Consider the following 17,198-nt stretch of genomic DNA (forward strand, 5'->3'; position numbering starts at 1 on the left):
GTTGCACCCGGTTGCACCTCTCTCAGTGCGCGGCTAATCTTGCCGCCAGCTGATGCCACGCAGTCGTGGCAAACATGAGGATAAAAACATGGCTACCACCACCCTTGGGGTCAAACTTGACGACCCGACCCGCGAACGCCTCAAGGCTGCCGCGACCTCGATTGATCGCACGCCGCACTGGCTGATCAAGCAGGCAATCTTCAATTACCTGGAAAAACTCGAGGGTGGTGCAACCCTGTCCGAGCTGAACGGTTTGACCAAGGATTCCGACGACAGCGTCGACGCGCCTCTGGATCACGCCCACCAGTGCTTCCTCGAATTCGCCGAAAGCATCCTGCCGCAATCGGTCCTGCGCGCATCGATCACCGCCGCCTACCGTCGCCCCGAGCCGGAAGTGGTACCGATGCTGATCGAGCAGGCACGCCTGCCGGCGCCGATGGCCGAAGCCACTAACAAGCTCGCCGCCTCGATTGCTGAAAAACTGCGCAACCAGAAGAGCGCTGGCGGACGTGCCGGGATCGTCCAAGGCCTCTTGCAGGAATTCTCCCTGTCGTCCCAGGAAGGCGTGGCACTGATGTGCCTGGCCGAAGCGCTGCTGCGCATCCCGGACAAAGGCACCCGTGATGCCCTGATCCGCGACAAGATCAGCACCGGCAACTGGCACCCGCACTTGGGCAACAGCCCGTCGCTGTTCGTCAACGCGGCGACCTGGGGCCTGCTGCTGACCGGCAAGCTGGTGTCCACGCACAATGAAGCCGGCCTGACGTCTTCCCTGAGCCGCATCATCGGCAAGAGCGGCGAGCCGATGATCCGCAAGGGCGTCGACATGGCCATGCGCCTGATGGGCGAGCAGTTCGTCACCGGCGAAACCATTGCCGAAGCCCTGGCCAACGCCAGCAAGTTCGAAGCCAAGGGTTTCCGCTACTCCTACGACATGCTCGGTGAAGCGGCACTGACCGAGCACGATGCACAGAAGTACCTGGCCTCGTACGAACAAGCCATCCATTCGATCGGCAAAGCCTCCCACGGCCGTGGGATTTATGAAGGCCCTGGCATCTCGATCAAGCTGTCCGCCCTGCACCCACGCTACAGCCGTGCGCAGTACGAGCGCGTGATGGACGAACTGTACCCGCGCCTGCTGTCGCTGACCCTGCTGGCCAAGCACTACGACATCGGCCTGAACATCGACGCCGAAGAAGCCGACCGCCTGGAGTTGTCGCTGGATCTGCTCGAGCGCCTGTGCTTCGAGCCACAACTGACTGGCTGGAACGGCATCGGTTTCGTCATCCAGGCTTATCAGAAGCGTTGCCCGTATGTGATCGACTACGTGATCGACTTGGCTCGCCGCAGCCGTCATCGCCTGATGATCCGCCTGGTAAAAGGCGCGTACTGGGACAGCGAGATCAAGCGCGCCCAGGTCGAAGGCCTGGAAGGCTATCCGGTCTACACCCGCAAGGTGTACACCGACGTTTCCTACATCGCTTGCGCGCGCAAACTGCTGTCGGTACCGGAAGTCATCTACCCACAGTTCGCCACGCACAACGCCCACACCCTGTCGGCCATTTATCACATCGCCGGTCAGAACTATTACCCGGGCCAGTACGAGTTCCAGTGCCTGCACGGCATGGGTGAACCGCTGTACGAACAGGTTGTAGGCAAAGTCTCCGAAGGCAAGCTGAACCGTCCGTGCCGCGTGTACGCTCCGGTCGGCACCCACGAAACCCTGCTGGCGTACCTGGTACGTCGCCTGCTGGAAAACGGCGCGAACACTTCGTTCGTCAACCGTATTGCCGACCAGTCGATTTCGATCCAGGAACTGGTGGCCGATCCGGTAGCCAGCATCGAGCAGATGGCGACCGTGGAAGGTGGCTTCGGCCTGCCGCACCCGCGCATTCCGCTGCCGCGTGACCTGTACGGTTCCGAGCGCGCCAACTCCAGCGGCATCGACATGGCCAACGAACATCGCCTGGCGTCCCTGTCCTGCGCCTTGTTGGCCACTGCGCACAACCACTGGAAAGCGGCGCCGATGCTCGGTTGCGCCTCCAGCAGCGAAACCCCGGCACCCGTCCTGAACCCGTCCGACCTGCGTGACGTGGTCGGCCATGTACAGGAAGCGACCGTCGAAGACGTCGACAACGCGATTCAGTGCGCCTTGAACGCCGCACCGATCTGGCAGGCCACCCCGCCGGCCGAACGCGCCGCAATCCTGGAACGCGCCGCCGACCTGATGGAAGGTGAGATCCAGCCGCTGATGGGCCTGCTGGCTCGCGAAGCCGGCAAGACCTTCGCCAACGCCATCGCCGAAGTGCGTGAAGCCGTGGACTTCCTGCGTTATTACGCGGTGCAGGCACGCAACGATTTCACCAATGACGCTCACCGCCCGCTGGGTCCGGTGGTGTGTATCAGCCCGTGGAACTTCCCGCTGGCGATCTTCAGTGGCCAAGTGGCTGCTGCGCTGGCCGCCGGTAACCCTGTATTGGCCAAGCCTGCGGAACAAACGCCGCTGGTCGCGGCGCAAGCCGTGCGTCTGCTGCTCGAAGCCGGCATTCCGGAAGGCGTGCTGCAACTGCTGCCGGGTCGCGGTGAAACCGTCGGTGCCGGCCTGGTAGGCGACGATCGCGTCAAAGGCGTGATGTTCACCGGCTCCACCGAAGTGGCGCGCCTGCTGCAACGCAACATTGTCGGTCGCCTCGACAGTCAGGGTCGTCCGATTCCGCTGATCGCCGAAACCGGTGGCCAGAACGCGATGATCGTCGACTCTTCGGCACTGACCGAACAGGTGGTGATCGACGTGGTGTCGTCGGCCTTCGACAGCGCCGGCCAACGTTGCTCGGCCCTGCGCGTGCTGTGCCTGCAGGAAGATTCCGCCGACCGCGTGATCGAAATGCTCAAGGGCGCAATGGCTGAAAGCCGCCTCGGCAACCCTGAGCGCCTGTCCGTGGACATCGGCCCGGTGATCGACGCCGAAGCCAAGGCTGGCATCGAGAAGCACATCCAGGCCATGCGCGACAAAGGTCGCAGCGTGTACCAGGTGGCCATCGCCGACGCCGAAGAAGTCAAACGCGGCACCTTCGTGATGCCGACGCTGATCGAACTGGAAAGCTTCGACGAACTGCAACGGGAGATCTTCGGCCCGGTGCTGCACGTGGTGCGCTACAAGCGCAAGGACATCGATCAACTGATCGCCCAGATCAACGCCTCCGGCTACGGTCTGACGCTGGGCGTACACACCCGCATCGACGAGACCATCGCCAAGGTGATCGACAACGTCAATGCCGGTAACGTCTACGTGAACCGCAACATCGTGGGTGCCGTGGTCGGCGTACAACCGTTCGGCGGCGAAGGCCTGTCGGGTACTGGCCCGAAAGCCGGTGGCCCGCTGTACCTGTACCGCCTGCTGTCGACCCGTCCTACCGATGCGATCGAACAATCCTTCGCCCGTGGCGACGCGATTGCCGCACCGGACGTTCGTCTGCGCGACGCCATGAGCAAACCGCTGACGGCCCTGAAAGCCTGGGCCGACAGCAACAAGTTCGCCGACCTGAGCACCCTGTGCGTGCAGTTCGCCGCACAATCGCAAAGCGGTATCACCCGCGTGTTGGCCGGCCCGACCGGCGAGCGCAACAGCTATGCGATCCTGCCGCGCGAGCACGTGCTGTGCCTGGCGGAAGTCGAAGGCGACCTGCTGACGCAACTGGCGGCGGTATTGGCTGTCGGCGGTTCAGCGGTATGGCCGGAAGCCGAGCTGACCAAGGCCTTGTTCGCCCGTCTGCCGAAAGACATTCAGGCACGCATCAAGCTGGTGTCCGACTGGAACAAAGACGAAGTGGTGATTGATGCGGTTCTGCATCACGGCCATTCCGACCAGTTGCGCGCGGTGTGCCAGCAGGTTGCCAAGCGTGCCGGCGCCATCGTTGGGGTTCAGGGTCTGTCGCAGGGTGAGACCAACATTGCGTTGGAGCGCCTGGTGATCGAGCGGGCGTTGAGCGTCAATACCGCGGCGGCGGGGGGCAATGCCAGTCTGATGACGATCGGTTAAAACCGAGGCCAGGCACCTGTAATAACTGCCTGGCTCAGCAACAATCCCTGTGGGAGCGAGCCTGCTCGCGAAGACGGAGTGTCAGTCGACTTCAATGTTTCTGACACACCGCTTTCGCGAGCAAGCCCGCTCCCACATTTGGTTTGTGGTGTTGGCTAAGTCGCTGCGCTGCCCGACTATCACGCTCATCAATCATGCTATTCAGCGTTAATTCACCGAACTAGACTCGGCCCATCCCAATAAAAAGGTAGGCCGCCATGTCCGAGACGCTGCTCAGTTCCCGCAATCTGGCTTTCGAGCTGTATGAAGTCCTCGATGCCGAGGGCCTGACCCAGCGTGAGCGTTTCGCCGAACACAATCGCGAAACCTTCGATGCCGCACTCGGCACCGCCCGAAACATTGCCGAGAAGTTCTTCGCGCCGCACAACCGCAAGGGCGACGAGAACGAGCCGCGCTATGAGGACGGCAAGGCGATCCTGATTCCGGAAGTGAAACCGGCGGTGGATGCCTTCCTCGAAGCCGGCTTTCTCAATGCCGCGCGCAGTTTCGATGTCGGGGGCATGCAACTGCCGACATTAGTGTCACAGGCCTGCTTCGCACACTTTCAATCAGCCAACGCGGCGACGACTTCCTACCCCTTCCTGACCATGGGCGCGGCGAACCTGATCGAAAGTTTCGGCACCGAAGAGCAGAAGCGCCGCTTCCTGCAACCGATGATCGACGGGCGTTTCTTCGGCACCATGGCCCTGACCGAGCCCCATGCAGGTTCATCGCTGTCGGACATTCGTACACGGGCCGAGCCTGCGCCGGACGGCACTTATCGACTCAAGGGCAACAAGATCTTCATTTCCGGCGGCGATCATCCGCTGTCGGAAAACATCGTGCACATGGTCCTGGCCAAGCTGCCGGATGCACCCGCCGGGGTGAAAGGCATTTCGCTGTTCATCGTGCCCAAGTTCCTGGTCAACGATGATGGCAGCCTCGGCAAACGCAATGACGTGCTGCTGGCAGGGTTGTTTCACAAGATGGGCTGGCGTGGCACCACGTCCACCGCGCTGAACTTCGGCGATAACGGTGAGTGCGTCGGCTATCTGGTGGGCAAGCCGCACCACGGCCTGAGCTACATGTTCCAGATGATGAACGAAGCGCGGATCGGCGTTGGCATGGGCGCGGTGATGCTTGGCTACGCCGGCTACCTGTATTCGCTGGAGTACGCCCGCGAGCGTCCGCAGGGTCGCGTGCCGGACAGCAAGGACCCAAATACCGCGCCGGTGGCGATCATCCAGCACGCCGACGTCAAACGCATGCTGCTGACCCAGAAGGCTTACGTCGAAGGCTCGTTCGACCTGGGTTTGTACACCGCCCGCCTGTTCGACGACACCACCACCCTCGAGACCGAAACCGAACGCAAGCAGGCCCATGAGCTGCTGGACCTGCTGACGCCCATCGCCAAATCCTGGCCGTCGGAGTTTTGCCTGAAGGCCAACGAGCTGGCGATCCAGATCCTCGGCGGCCACGGCTATACCCGCGAATATCCGGTGGAACAGTACTACCGCGACAACCGCCTCAACCCGATCCACGAAGGTACCCACGGCATCCAGTCGCTGGACCTGCTGGGTCGCAAACTGGCACAGAACGGCGGTGCGGGACTCAAGCAACTGACCCGCCTGATCGCCAACACCGCCGAACGCGCGCAGGCGTATGAATCGCTGACCCCATTGCGAGAACCACTGGAGAAGCTGGTGGCGCGCCTGCATACCGTGACCATTGGCTTGCTGACCGATCTGGCCCAGGGCAAGGTCAACACTAGCCTGGCGAATTCGGCGCTGTACCTGAAAGTGTTCGGCCACATGGTGATTGGCTGGCGCTGGCTGGAACAGGCGATTCGCGCCGAGGAAGGGCTGGCCAAGGGCAATACGGCGGATGTGAGCTTCTATAAAGGCAAGCTGCAGGCGGCGCGCTACTTCCTGACGTGGGAAGTGCCGGGTTGCCATCATGAGCTGGCGATTCTTGAGGCGCGGGATGATGTTTGCCTGGGCATGCAGGATGAGTGGTTCTGATCCAAGTCTTGAGGTGCAGCTGAAATCCATTCGCGAGCAAGCCCGCTCCCACAGTTGAAATGCGATCCACTGTGGGAGCGGGCTTGCTCGCGAAGAGGCCCGCACCGACAACCCATCAGCTCAGACGAAACCCACCCATCTGCCGAGCCAGGTCATCCGCCAACCGCTGCAACGTCTGGCAATCCTCCCGACATGCCCTGACCTCCCCCGCCGTCGCCCGCGCCAGATCGGAAATTCCCTGCACGTTGCGATTGATCTCCTCGGTCACCGCCGACTGCTCTTCCGTGGCCGTCGCCACTTGGTGGTTCATGTCGCTGATGCGTTCCACCTGCCCCGTAATCGCCGTCAAAGATGCTCCGGTACGCTGGCTCGACTCAACGCCCGTGCCTGTAGCTGCTTGCCCGGAATGCATCGACGACACCGCATTTTCCGCTCCCTGCTTGAGGCTGCCGATCATCTGCTGAATCTCATCGGTGGACGCCTGGGTACGTCGAGCCAAGGTGCGCACTTCATCGGCCACCACCGCAAACCCGCGTCCCATATCCCCGGCCCTCGCGGCCTCGATGGCGGCGTTGAGCGCCAGCAGGTTGGTCTGTTCGGAAATCCCGCGAATCACCGCCAACACCTGATCGATCGATGCCACCTGATTGGCCAACTCGCCCACGGCGCTGGCGGCGACACCGATTTCGTCGGACATGCTTTCAATGTGGCGGATCGAACCGCCAACCACTTCCCGCGCCTGCATGGCTTCGTCCCGAGCGTTTTGCGAAGCGACGGCCGCGTTGCCGGCGTTTTGCGCAATTTCCTGCACGGTCAGGCCCATTTCGTGGACAGCGGTGGCGACCATGTCAGTCATCTCCTGCTGGCGCCCGGAACGCTCGGCGGTGTTGTCCACCACCCGCGCTACCTGGCCGACAGCGGTACGCAAACGGTCGCTGGTGGCCAGCACTTCACTGATCATTTCGCGCTGGCTTTCAAGGAACCGATTGAACCCGCGAGCCAGATCGCCCAGCTCGTCGGCGCGGCTGGAATCCAGCCGATGGGTCAAATCTCCACCACCGCTACCGATGGCCACCAGCGCCGCTGTTACTTGACGAATCGGCCGTACCAACCCACGGGCCAGCAATACCACCAGCAACAGGCACACCAGTGCCACCGCCAGGCCGATACCGCCGCTCATCCACATGGCGCGACGGGCCTCGGCGTAGATTTGCGATTGTGGCACTTCGGCCACCAGGGTCCAGCCAAGATCGCGCAGCGGCAAGCTCAACGCCAGATAATCTTCGCCCTCACGCACAAAACTACTGTGGGTGGCGTTATTTTGACCCATCACCGCTTGGGCTGCCGTGGCACCAACCTGCTCCGCCAACGTGCGCTTGCCACTGAATTGCGCCTCGGGGTGTACCTGGATCAAACCGTCGGAACGCACGAGATAGACCTTGCCACGCTCACCGAAGCTGAAGTTGTGAATCAGCTCCGACAGCTCTTTCATGCTCAGGCCCAGCCCGGCAACGCCCACGACTTTCCCGGCCTTCTCGACTTTAAGGTCGATGAACAGCGCCAATTCTCCGGTGGCCGAGTCATTGTCGATATTGAGGGTACGCGGCTGGTCGCTGTCGAGGAACGCATAGAACCAGGCGTCTTTGGGATTGGAACGACTGAGGGTCCGGTCCAGGCCTTTTTCGTTGAAATAGTGGTTGGACGCCGTTCCGACCATCAACGCGGTAAAGGCTTTGTGTTCGGCGCGCACGCCTTCAAGGTAAGTGGTGAAGGTGCCAGCCTGGGCACTGTCTTCACCCGCGGCCAGCCAGTCGCGCACCATGCTGTTGCTGGCGATGTCCTTGGCGGCGGTGAGGGGTTGAACGAGGATGCGTTCGATGTCGTTGCGCATCGCTTCGATGCTCGACGGCAGTGCCTGTTCGACCAGATAGCGCTGGGCCAGGCGGTTGACTACCAGGGTATACACGCCAACCACGATCACAATGCTGACCAGCAGGGCGGTGCCCATGCTCAGGATCAACTGCCACTGAATACTGCGTCGCCAGAACTGCATGGAGCACCCCCAAAGAATAAGAGGCTGAAACACTGCAACAGCCGTGCCGATTGTATACAACTAAACCGACAATTTATTCTTTGGTTGTGCGCAAAGCCGATCAGGCCTGATTGATCGTCTTGGAGATCACTTCAACCGTGGCGCTGACTTGCTCTTGGTAACGGTCGAGTTCCTGCTTGTGCTGCTTTTGCATTTCGATCTGCTGGGAACACAGATTCATCGCCGCCAGCACCAGCAGTCGGTCACCGATCAGGGTCGGGTACTTCTTTTTGGTGTCGGCCAGGGCAGCCTTCAACATCAACGCAGCGTCCAACAGGGTCTGTTCTTCCCCGGCCGGTGCCTTGATCGAATAGTCTTCCCCCAGGATCGAGACGACTTTCACACCTGGGCCGTAACTCATGCGTTGACAGGGCCAGCGCTGACGCGCTCAACCAAAGCCTGGATGCGTGCCACCGTGGCGCCTTGTTTCTCTTCCTGTTCCATCAGGCTCAGTTGCAGGCTTTCGTTTTCGTCCTTGGCCTGGGCCAGTTCGGCGCTCAGGGCCTGGTTGGTACCGACCAACGCTTGGTTCTGTTGCACCAGATCGCTGACCAGTTGTTCCAATTGGCTTAGGGATGCTTCCAACATTTTGATTTTCCGGGCGTTTTCAAAGGGCGCGTACGATAAAGAAAAGTCACCGTGGATGCCAGGGTTATACAGGCGCAAGGCCTTGATTTTCCTGACCAGTGACCATTCTCGCGAACTGTAGAGACTGTGATTGGACAATCTGGTTCCTGCACTTCGTCGCCCTGGTGGAAATCACCGAGCGTCAGCCGGGTAACCCTGCAAAGCTTTTTGACAGCATCACATTTCAACAGGTTAGAATCACTGGCACGCAGACTGCATGGTCAGTTTGTGCCCGCTTTCCAGCCTTCCGGAGTACTGCCTTTGAATGCGACGACCATCAACAGCCTGTTCTTGATCGGCGCGTTGCTGGTAGGTGCAAGCATTCTGGTGAGTTCACTTTCGTCCCGCCTCGGCATCCCGATCCTGGTGATCATCCTGGCCGTGGGCATGGCGGCCGGCGTCGATGGCGGCGGCATTATCTTCGACAACTACCCCACCGCCTATCTGGTCGGCAACCTGGCACTGGCAGTGATCCTGCTGGACGGCGGCCTGCGTACCCGCGTGTCGAGTTTCCGCGTGGCGTTATGGCCGGCGCTTTCGCTGGCCACGGTCGGGGTGTTGATCACCACCGGGCTGACCGGCATGGCCGCGGCCTGGCTGTTCGACCTGAACCTGATCCAGGGCCTGCTGATCGGCGCCATCGTCGGTTCCACCGACGCCGCGGCGGTGTTTTCGCTGCTGGGTGGCAAAGGCCTGAACGAACGGGTGACGGCCAGCCTGGAGATCGAATCCGGCAGCAACGACCCGATGGCGGTGTTCCTCACTGTGACCCTGATCGACATGCTTGCCAGTGGCCAGACCGGCCTGCACTGGAGCCTGCTGACTCACCTGCTGCGCGAGTTCGGCATCGGCGGTGTGATCGGCCTCGGCGGTGGCTGGCTGATGTTGCAACTGGTCAACCGGATCAACCTGGCCACCGGTCTCTATCCGATATTGGTCATTGCCGGCGGCCTGGTGGTATTCGCCCTGACCAACGCCCTGCATGGCAGCGGCTTCCTGGCCGTGTACCTGTGCGGCCTGGTCATCGGTAACCGGCCGGTGCGCAGCCGCCATGGCATTTTGCACATGCTCGACGGCATGGCCTGGCTGGCGCAGATCGGCATGTTCCTGGTGCTGGGGCTGCTGGTCACGCCCCACGACCTGTTGCCGATTGCGTTGCCGGCGCTGGGCCTGGCGCTGTGGATGATCCTGTTTGCCCGGCCGTTGTCGGTGATGGTGGGCCTGCTGCCGTTCAAGGCGTTTCACGGGCGCGAGAAGGCGTTCATTTCCTGGGTTGGGCTGCGCGGTGCGGTTCCGATCATTCTGGCGGTGTTCCCGCTGATGGCGGGCCTGCCCAATGCCCAACTGTACTTCAACCTCGCCTTCTTCATCGTGCTGGTGTCGCTGCTGGTGCAAGGCACAAGCCTGCCGTGGATCGCCAAGTTATTGAAGGTGACCGTGCCGCCCGAGCCGGCTCCGATCTCCCGCTCGGCCCTGGAAGTGCACGTCACCAGCGAGTGGGAACTGTTCGTTTATCGTCTCGGCGCCGAAAAATGGTGCATCGGCTCGCCCCTTCGCGAACTGAAAATGCCGGAAGGCACGCGCATCGCCGCCCTGTTTCGTGGCCAGCAACTGCTCCATCCGTCGGGTAGTACGGTGCTCGAAGTCGATGATTTGCTGTGTGTCATCGGCCATGAACACAACCTGGCGGCCCTCGGAAAACTGTTCAGCCAGGCACCTCAGCGCGGCCTCGATTTGCGTTTCTTCGGCGACTTCGTACTCGAGGGAGACGCCCAGCTGGCCGCGGTTGCTGCCCTGTACGGGTTGAAGGTCGAAGGTATCGATCCGAGCATGTCGCTGGGGCACTTCATTGCCCAGAAGGTAGGCGGTGCACCCGTGGTCGGTGACCAGGTGGAATGGAACAACACCATCTGGACCGTCGCGGTCATGGACGGGAACAAGATCGGCAAAGTGGGCGTCAGATTCCCCGAAGGAAGTCGCCCGGGTCCGGGACTCTTCCTCTAAACTCCATTCTTCGTCTCGTTTTCGATCGGTCACTATGTCAAGCCTGCGCACCTTTTTCGTCATGGTCCTTTTGGGCCTGAGCCTCTCTGTCGGTACATTACAAGCAGCCGAACCGCCCACCCGCGAATCCGTACAGGCGAGCCTGGACAAGATCGCCGATCGCAAACTGCCGGAAGCCGATCAAAAGGCCCTGCAGTCGGTCCTGCAAAGCACGCTGACACAGCTCAACAACCAGCGCGATTATGAGCAGAAGCTGGTCGACCTCAAGCAACAACTGGCGACCGCTCCCAAACTGACCATCGAGAACCAGCGTGAACTGGCCCGCCTCAAGGCCAGCAGCGTGGTACCGGTGGCGCAACGCTTTGCCAAAGAGTCGATTCAGCAACTTGAGCAATTGCTCACCGAGCGTGCGACCCAGCAAAGCGATCTGCAAAAAGCCCTGGGCGATGCCAACAGCCTGATCATTACCGCCCAGACTCGTCCCGAACGCGCCCAGGCGGAAATTTCCGCCAGCCAGACGCGCATCCAGCAGATCAACAACATCCTCAAGGCCGGCAAGGACGCCGGCAAGGCCCTGAGCGCCGAGCAGCGCGACCAGCTCAATGCCGAGCTCTCGGCATTGAACGCCTTGATCCCGCTGCGCCGCCAGGAACTGGCCGGCAACACCCAACTGCAAGACCTGGGTAACAGCCAGCATGATCTGTTATCGGAAAAATCCGATCGCCTGGATCAGGAAATCCAGGAGCTGCAAAACCTGATCAACCAGAAACGCCTCGCGCAGTCTCAGGAAACGGTCACCCAGCAATCGATCGAAGCACAGAAGGCCGGCGGCAGCAGCCTGCTGGCCATCGAAAGCACGGCCAACCTGAAGCTCTCGGACTACCTGCTCAAAAGCACCGACCGCCTCAACGAAGTCACCCAGAAAAACCTGCAGACCAAGCAACAACTGGACAGCCTGACCCAGAGCGATTCAGCCCTGGATGAACAGATCAACGTGCTCAAGGGCAGCCTGCTGCTCTCCAAGATTCTCTACAAACAGAAACAGGCCTTGCCACGCCTTCGGGTCGACCGTGACCTGGCCGACCAGATCGCCGACATTCGCCTGTATCAGTTCGAAGTCAGCCAGCAACGGGAGCTGCTCAGCAACCCGGCCACCTACGTCGACAACCTACTGTCGACCCAGCCGCCGGAGCAAGTTACACCGCAGCTGCGCAAAAGCCTGCTGGAGCTGGCCACCACCCGCGCCGACCTGCTGGAACGGCTGAACCGCGAACTGAGCGCGGTGCTCAACGAATCCATCACCCTGCAACTCAATCAGAAGCAACTGCTCAGCACTGCGCAAAGCCTGCGGGCGACACTCGATGAGCAGATGTTCTGGATTCCCAGCAACAAGCCGCTGGATCTGGAGTGGATGCGCGCTGTACCGGAACGCCTGAACCGCCAGGTCGACACCCTGCCCTGGGCCTCGAGCCTGAGTGAACTGGTCGACGGCCTGACCCAGCGCCCCCTGCTGTTCCTGCCGCTGGCCTTGCTGATTGGTGCACTGCTGTGGCGCCGCAAGCAGCTGTATGCCCGCCTGAACAAGGTCCACCAGGACATCGGCCACTTCAAGCGTGACAGCCAGTGGCACACCCCCCAGGCTATTTTGATCAATATCCTGTTGGCGATGCCGGTGTCGCTGGGCCTCGCGCTGTGTGGCCTGGCCCTGCAAATCGACGCCCGCGGGCAGAACGCGAGCATGGGCGCGGCACTGCTGCAGATGGCCGGAGCCTGGCTGGTGTTCTACACCGCCTACCGCATCCTCGCGCCCGGTGGCGTAGCGGAACTGCATTTCCGCTGGGAAAAGCCCCAGGTCGAATTCCTCCGCGGCTGGGTCCGCCGCCTTGGCATGGTGGTGATGGCTTTGGTCACCGTAGTGGCGGTGGCGGAACTGCAACCGGCGGCATTGGCCGATGACGTGCTCGGCATGCCGGTGGTGCTGATCTGCTACGCCTTGATGACCTGGCTGCTCAGCCGCCTGTTGATCAGCAGCCCGACCCACGAAAACGCCTCGCTGTTCCGCAAGGTCCTGGGCATTGGGTTTACCGCGTTGCCCATCGCGCTGTTCGTGGCCGTGTGCTTTGGCTACTACTACACCGCGCTCAAGCTCAGTGACCGACTGATCAATACCCTCTACCTGCTGATGTTCTGGCTGGTGATCGAAGCGACCTTCGTGCGCGGCCTGAGCGTGGCGGCACGCCGCCTGGCTTACCAGCGCGCCCTGGCCAAACGCCAGGCAGCGAAAGAGGCCGGCGAGGGCGAAGCGGTCATCGAAGAACCGACGATGGACATCGAGAAGGTCAACGAACAATCCCTGCGCCTGATCCGCCTGGCGCTGCTGGGCGGTTTCATCGCCGCACTGTACTGGGTCTGGGCCGACCTGATCACGGTGTTCTCGTACCTGGACAACGTCACGCTCTACGAATACACCAGCGGTACCGGCGCCAACATGAGCATGGTGCCGATCAGCATTGGCGACATGCTCGGCGCGCTGATCATCATCGGCATCACCTTCGCCCTGGCGCGCAACCTTCCGGGCTTGCTGGAAGTGTTCGTGCTGTCGAAGCTGAACCTGGCCCAGGGCAGCGCCTACGCCACCACCACGCTGCTGTCCTATGTGATCGCCGGTGTCGGTTTCGTCTCGACCCTGTCGACTCTCGGTGTGAGCTGGGACAAGTTGCAATGGCTGGTCGCGGCGCTGTCGGTTGGCCTTGGTTTCGGCATGCAGGAGATCTTCGCCAACTTCATCTCCGGCATCATGATCCTGTTCGAACGCCCAGTGCGGATTGGCGACACCATCACCATCGGCAACCTGTCCGGTACGGTGAGCAAGATACGCATCCGCGCCACCACCATCACCGACTTCGACCGCAAGGACATCATTGTCCCGAACAAGACATTCATTACCGGGCAACTGATCAACTGGTCGCTGACCGACACCATCACTCGAGTGACGCTCAAGCTCGGGGTCGACTACGGCTCGGACCTGGACCTGGTGAAAGAACTGCTGTTGAAAGCCGCGCGGGAAAACCCGCGGGTGCTCAAGGAACCCGAGCCGCACGTGTATTTCCTGAACTTCGGTGAGAGCACCCTTGACCACGAACTGCGCATGCATGTGCGCGACCTGGGTGACCGCAACCCGGTGCTTGATGAGGTCAACCGCTTTATCAACCGAGAGTTCAAGAAGCAGCACATCAACATCTCGTTCCGCCAGATGGAGGTCTACCTCAAGAATCTCCACGGCCAGGAATACAAGATGGTGCCGATCGAGCCGGAAGCGAAAACCATCGTTCCACTGGTCGATGGCAAACCGGCGCAAGAGCCGCCCGCCGCCAAACTCGACTAACTGGCCATTCCCCAGCAGAATGCTCGGACATTCTGCTGGAGCCGGCCCTTGAAAGCCCTCGACGAACTGACCTTCGACAACCGCTTCGACCGCCTGGGCGATGCATTTTCTGCCCACGTGCTGCCCGAACCTATCGATAACCCACGCTTGGTAGTCGCAAGCCCGGCTGCCATGGCGTTACTCGACCTCGACCCCGCCGTGGCCGAAACCCCAGAGTTCGCCGAGCTGTTCAGCGGCCACAAACTCTGGGCCGACGCGATCCCCAGGGCGATGGTCTATTCCGGTCATCAGTTCGGCTCCTACAACCCGCAACTGGGCGACGGTCGCGGCCTGTTGCTGGGCGAGGTGTACAACGAGGCCGGCGAACACTGGGACCTGCACCTCAAGGGCGCGGGCCAAACACCCTTTTCGCGCATGGGCGATGGCCGCGCGGTGCTGCGCTCCTCGATCCGCGAGTTCCTCGCCTCCGAAGCCCTGCACGCCCTGAACATCCCGACGACCCGGGCGCTGTGCGTGATCGGCTCCGACACCCCGGTCTGGCGTGAAAAACAGGAACGCGCGGCCATGGTCCTGCGCCTGGCTCCGAGCCATGTGCGCTTTGGGCATTTCGAATATTTCTACTACACCAAGCGCCCCGAGCAGCAGAAAGTGCTGGGTGAGCATGTGCTGGCCATGCACTTTCCCGAGTGCCTGGAACAACCGGAACCGTACCTGGCGATGTTCCGTGAAATCGTCGAGCGCAACGCCGAACTGATCGCCAAGTGGCAGGCCTACGGGTTCTGCCACGGGGTGATGAACACCGACAACATGTCGATCCTCGGCATCACTTTCGACTTCGGCCCGTTCGCCTTCCTTGACGACTTCGACGCCAACTTCATCTGCAACCACTCCGATGACCAGGGTCGCTATTCCTTCAGCAACCAGGTGCCGATCGGCCAATGGAACCTCAGCGCCCTGGCCCAAGCCCTGACGCCGTTCATCAGCGTCGAGGCGCTGCGTGAAACCCTCGGGCTATACCTGCCGCTATTCCAGGCCCATTACCTGGACCTGATGCGCCGGCGCCTGGGCCTGACTACCGCCGAGGACGACGACCAGAAGCTGCTGGAGCATCTGCTGCAACTGATGCAGAACAGCGGCGTCGACTACAGCCTGTTCTTCCGCCGCCTGGGCGAAGACTCACCCCAAGCGGCTATCGCTCGTTTGCGCGATGACTTCGTCGACCTCAAGGGCTTCGATGCCTGGGGCGAGCTCTATGTCGCCCGCGTGGCCCGTGAAGGCGAGGTGGATCAGGAGGAGCGTCGCAAGCGGATGCATGCCGTGAATCCGCTGTACATCCTGCGCAACTACCTGGCGCAGAAGGCCATCGATGCGGCGCAAAGTGGCGACTACTCGGAAGTTCGCCGACTGCACGCCGTGCTGAGCAAGCCGTTCGAGGAACAACCGGGGATGGAAAGCTACGCCGAACGGCCACCGGAGTGGGGCAAGCATCTGGAGATCAGTTGTTCGTCGTGAGGTGCCACGCGATTGAAAATCCGAGCGGGTGGCTCCAGATAAGGATTACTCGCTTCTCACTGGATATACCTCATGACTGAACCACTCCTCATCCCCTGCCCCCACTGTAACGGCCTCAACCGTATTCCCGCCGAGCGCCTGGGCGACCATCCGAAATGCGGACGCTGCAAGGCCGAGGTCCTGCTGAACAAGCCTTTCGAACTCAAGCAAGGCGATTACTCCAGCCAGATCAAGGGCGATCTGCCGCTGCTGGTGGATGTGTGGGCGGACTGGTGCGGGCCGTGCAAGTCGTTTGCGCCGGTGTTCGAGCAGGCGGCGGCTCAATTGGTGGGCAAATGCCGGCTGGCCAAGCTGGACAGCGAGGCGAACCAGCAACTGTCGGCGCAATTGGGCATTCGCTCGATTCCGAGCCTGATTCTGTTCAAGAACGGCCGGGAAGTTGCCCGCCAGAACGGAGCCTTCCCGTTACCGCAGTTGATGAGCTGGTTGCGTAGCCAAGGTATCTAAAGGCCACCCGAAAACCAAATGTGGGAGCGAGCCTGCTCGCGAAGAGGGAGTCACATCCAACGTCTCTGTTGACTGAACTCCCGCCTTCGCGAGCAGGCTCGCTCCCACAGTGTTTTCGTTTTGCCCTTGGGAATCAGGAGTTTTCCAGCAAGTTGTGCAATTCGACAAACTGCTGCGTCAGCTTGTGCCGTGGGTCGAAATGAATCAGCGGCGTATTCGCCTGGTGGGATTCGCGCATGCGCACCGAGCTGGCCAGGTACACCGGCAGTACCGGCAGCCCTTCGGCGATCAGTTCATCGAGGATTTGCTGGGGCAGGCTGGCACGGGCCTGGAACTGGTTGACGACGATGCCTTCGACTTCCAGCCCTTCGTTATGGTCTTCCTTGAGCTCCTCGATTTCCGCCAGTACGCCGTAAAGCGCCTGCCGCGAGAAACTGTCGCAATCAAAGGGAATGAGCACACGATCGGCGGCAATTAGTGCCGAAATGGCATAAAAATTCAAAGCGGGAGGTGTATCGAGATAAATCCGGTCGTAGTCCTCGCTTAGCTCCTCAAGCAATTTACGCAGTTTGTTGATCTTGTGCTTGGCCTCGAGCTTGGGCTGCAGGTCCGCCAATTCGGCGGTAGCGGTCACGACATGGAGGTTGTCGAACGGCGTTTCATAGATATCGACCTGGTTCTTCCTGGAAAAAGGCCCGGAAGACAGGGTCTGCTTGAAGAAATCGGCAATACCCATCGGGATATCGTCACCGGTGAGTCCCGTCAGGTACTGAGTGGAGTTGGCCTGGGCGTCGAGATCGACCAACAGGGTCCGATAGCCCTCGCTGGCGCTGACTGCCGCCAGATTGCAGGCAATACTGGATTTGCCCACGCCACCTTTCTGATTGAACACCACGCGCCGCATTGCAAAACCTCCGTGTATCAAAGAATGATCGAGTGTAGTGGTCCTCGGCATGGCTTCGCTAGCTCACA

General features: G+C 61.1%; 10 protein-coding genes and 1 pseudogene. 6 read left to right on the forward strand and 5 right to left on the reverse strand.

The window, feature by feature from the left end; translation table 11 throughout:
* Window positions 1-88 precede the first annotated feature (88 nt).
* The gene (putA, locus tag BKX96_RS21445; protein WP_077185424.1) at window positions 89-4,039 is read left to right on the forward strand and encodes a trifunctional transcriptional regulator/proline dehydrogenase/L-glutamate gamma-semialdehyde dehydrogenase; all 3,951 of its coding nucleotides are present in this window, start codon (window positions 89-91) and stop codon (window positions 4,037-4,039) included.
* Between the two features lie 257 nt (window positions 4,040-4,296).
* Window positions 4,297-6,099 carry an acyl-CoA dehydrogenase gene (locus BKX96_RS21450; protein WP_077185425.1) on the forward strand — a complete coding sequence of 601 codons (1,803 nt, stop codon included), beginning with the start codon at window positions 4,297-4,299 and terminating at the stop codon, window positions 6,097-6,099.
* A 115-nt stretch (window positions 6,100-6,214) separates the two neighbouring features.
* Here the strand turns inward: BKX96_RS21450 and BKX96_RS33590 are convergent, their stop codons facing one another.
* From BKX96_RS33590 to BKX96_RS21465, 4 genes and pseudogenes are all read right to left on the reverse strand, one after another.
* Window positions 6,215-7,060 (reverse strand): methyl-accepting chemotaxis protein, encoded by an 846-nt coding sequence (locus BKX96_RS33590; protein WP_410454543.1) that lies wholly within the window; start codon window positions 7,058-7,060, stop codon window positions 6,215-6,217.
* Between the two features lie 18 nt (window positions 7,061-7,078).
* Window positions 7,079-8,152, reverse strand: a pseudogene (locus tag BKX96_RS33595) (HAMP domain-containing protein); the annotation flags it as partial.
* Between the two features lie 100 nt (window positions 8,153-8,252).
* Window positions 8,253-8,552 (reverse strand): cell division protein ZapA, encoded by a 300-nt coding sequence (locus BKX96_RS21460; RefSeq protein ID WP_046819903.1) that lies wholly within the window; start codon window positions 8,550-8,552, stop codon window positions 8,253-8,255.
* On the reverse strand, window positions 8,549-8,779 hold the full coding sequence (locus tag BKX96_RS21465) for a hypothetical protein (protein ID WP_046819963.1): 231 nt from the start codon (window positions 8,777-8,779) through the stop codon (window positions 8,549-8,551). Before BKX96_RS21465 ends, BKX96_RS21460 begins: the two co-directional genes overlap by 4 nt.
* A 300-nt stretch (window positions 8,780-9,079) precedes the next feature.
* On the opposite strand from BKX96_RS21465, the gene BKX96_RS21470 reads away from it, so the two are divergent.
* The 4 genes from BKX96_RS21470 (at window position 9,080) to trxC (ending at window position 16,226) form a co-directional block, all read left to right on the forward strand.
* On the forward strand, window positions 9,080-10,822 hold the full coding sequence (locus BKX96_RS21470; RefSeq protein WP_046819904.1) for a potassium/proton antiporter: 1,743 nt from the start codon (window positions 9,080-9,082) through the stop codon (window positions 10,820-10,822).
* 34 nt (window positions 10,823-10,856) lie between these two features.
* Window positions 10,857-14,207: a mechanosensitive channel MscK gene (gene mscK / locus BKX96_RS21475; protein WP_046819905.1), complete on the forward strand. Its 3,351-nt coding sequence runs from the start codon at window positions 10,857-10,859 to the stop codon at window positions 14,205-14,207.
* Window positions 14,208-14,255: 48 nt separating this feature from the next.
* A complete protein-coding gene (gene selO, locus BKX96_RS21480) occupies window positions 14,256-15,719 on the forward strand; it encodes a protein adenylyltransferase SelO (protein ID WP_077185426.1) in 1,464 nt (487 codons plus the stop codon).
* 72 nt (window positions 15,720-15,791) lie between these two features.
* Window positions 15,792-16,226, forward strand: a complete 435-nt coding sequence (trxC, locus tag BKX96_RS21485) for a thioredoxin TrxC (protein ID WP_077185427.1) — start codon at window positions 15,792-15,794, stop codon at window positions 16,224-16,226.
* Between the two features lie 133 nt (window positions 16,227-16,359).
* On the opposite strand, the gene BKX96_RS21490 is transcribed toward trxC, so the two are convergent.
* Window positions 16,360-17,130: a ParA family protein gene (locus BKX96_RS21490; protein ID WP_046819908.1), complete on the reverse strand. Its 771-nt coding sequence runs from the start codon at window positions 17,128-17,130 to the stop codon at window positions 16,360-16,362.
* Window positions 17,131-17,198: the final 68 nt, after the last annotated feature.

It is taken from the genome of Pseudomonas putida (assembly GCF_001976065.1).
Classification (GTDB): domain Bacteria; phylum Pseudomonadota; class Gammaproteobacteria; order Pseudomonadales; family Pseudomonadaceae; genus Aquipseudomonas; species Aquipseudomonas serbica.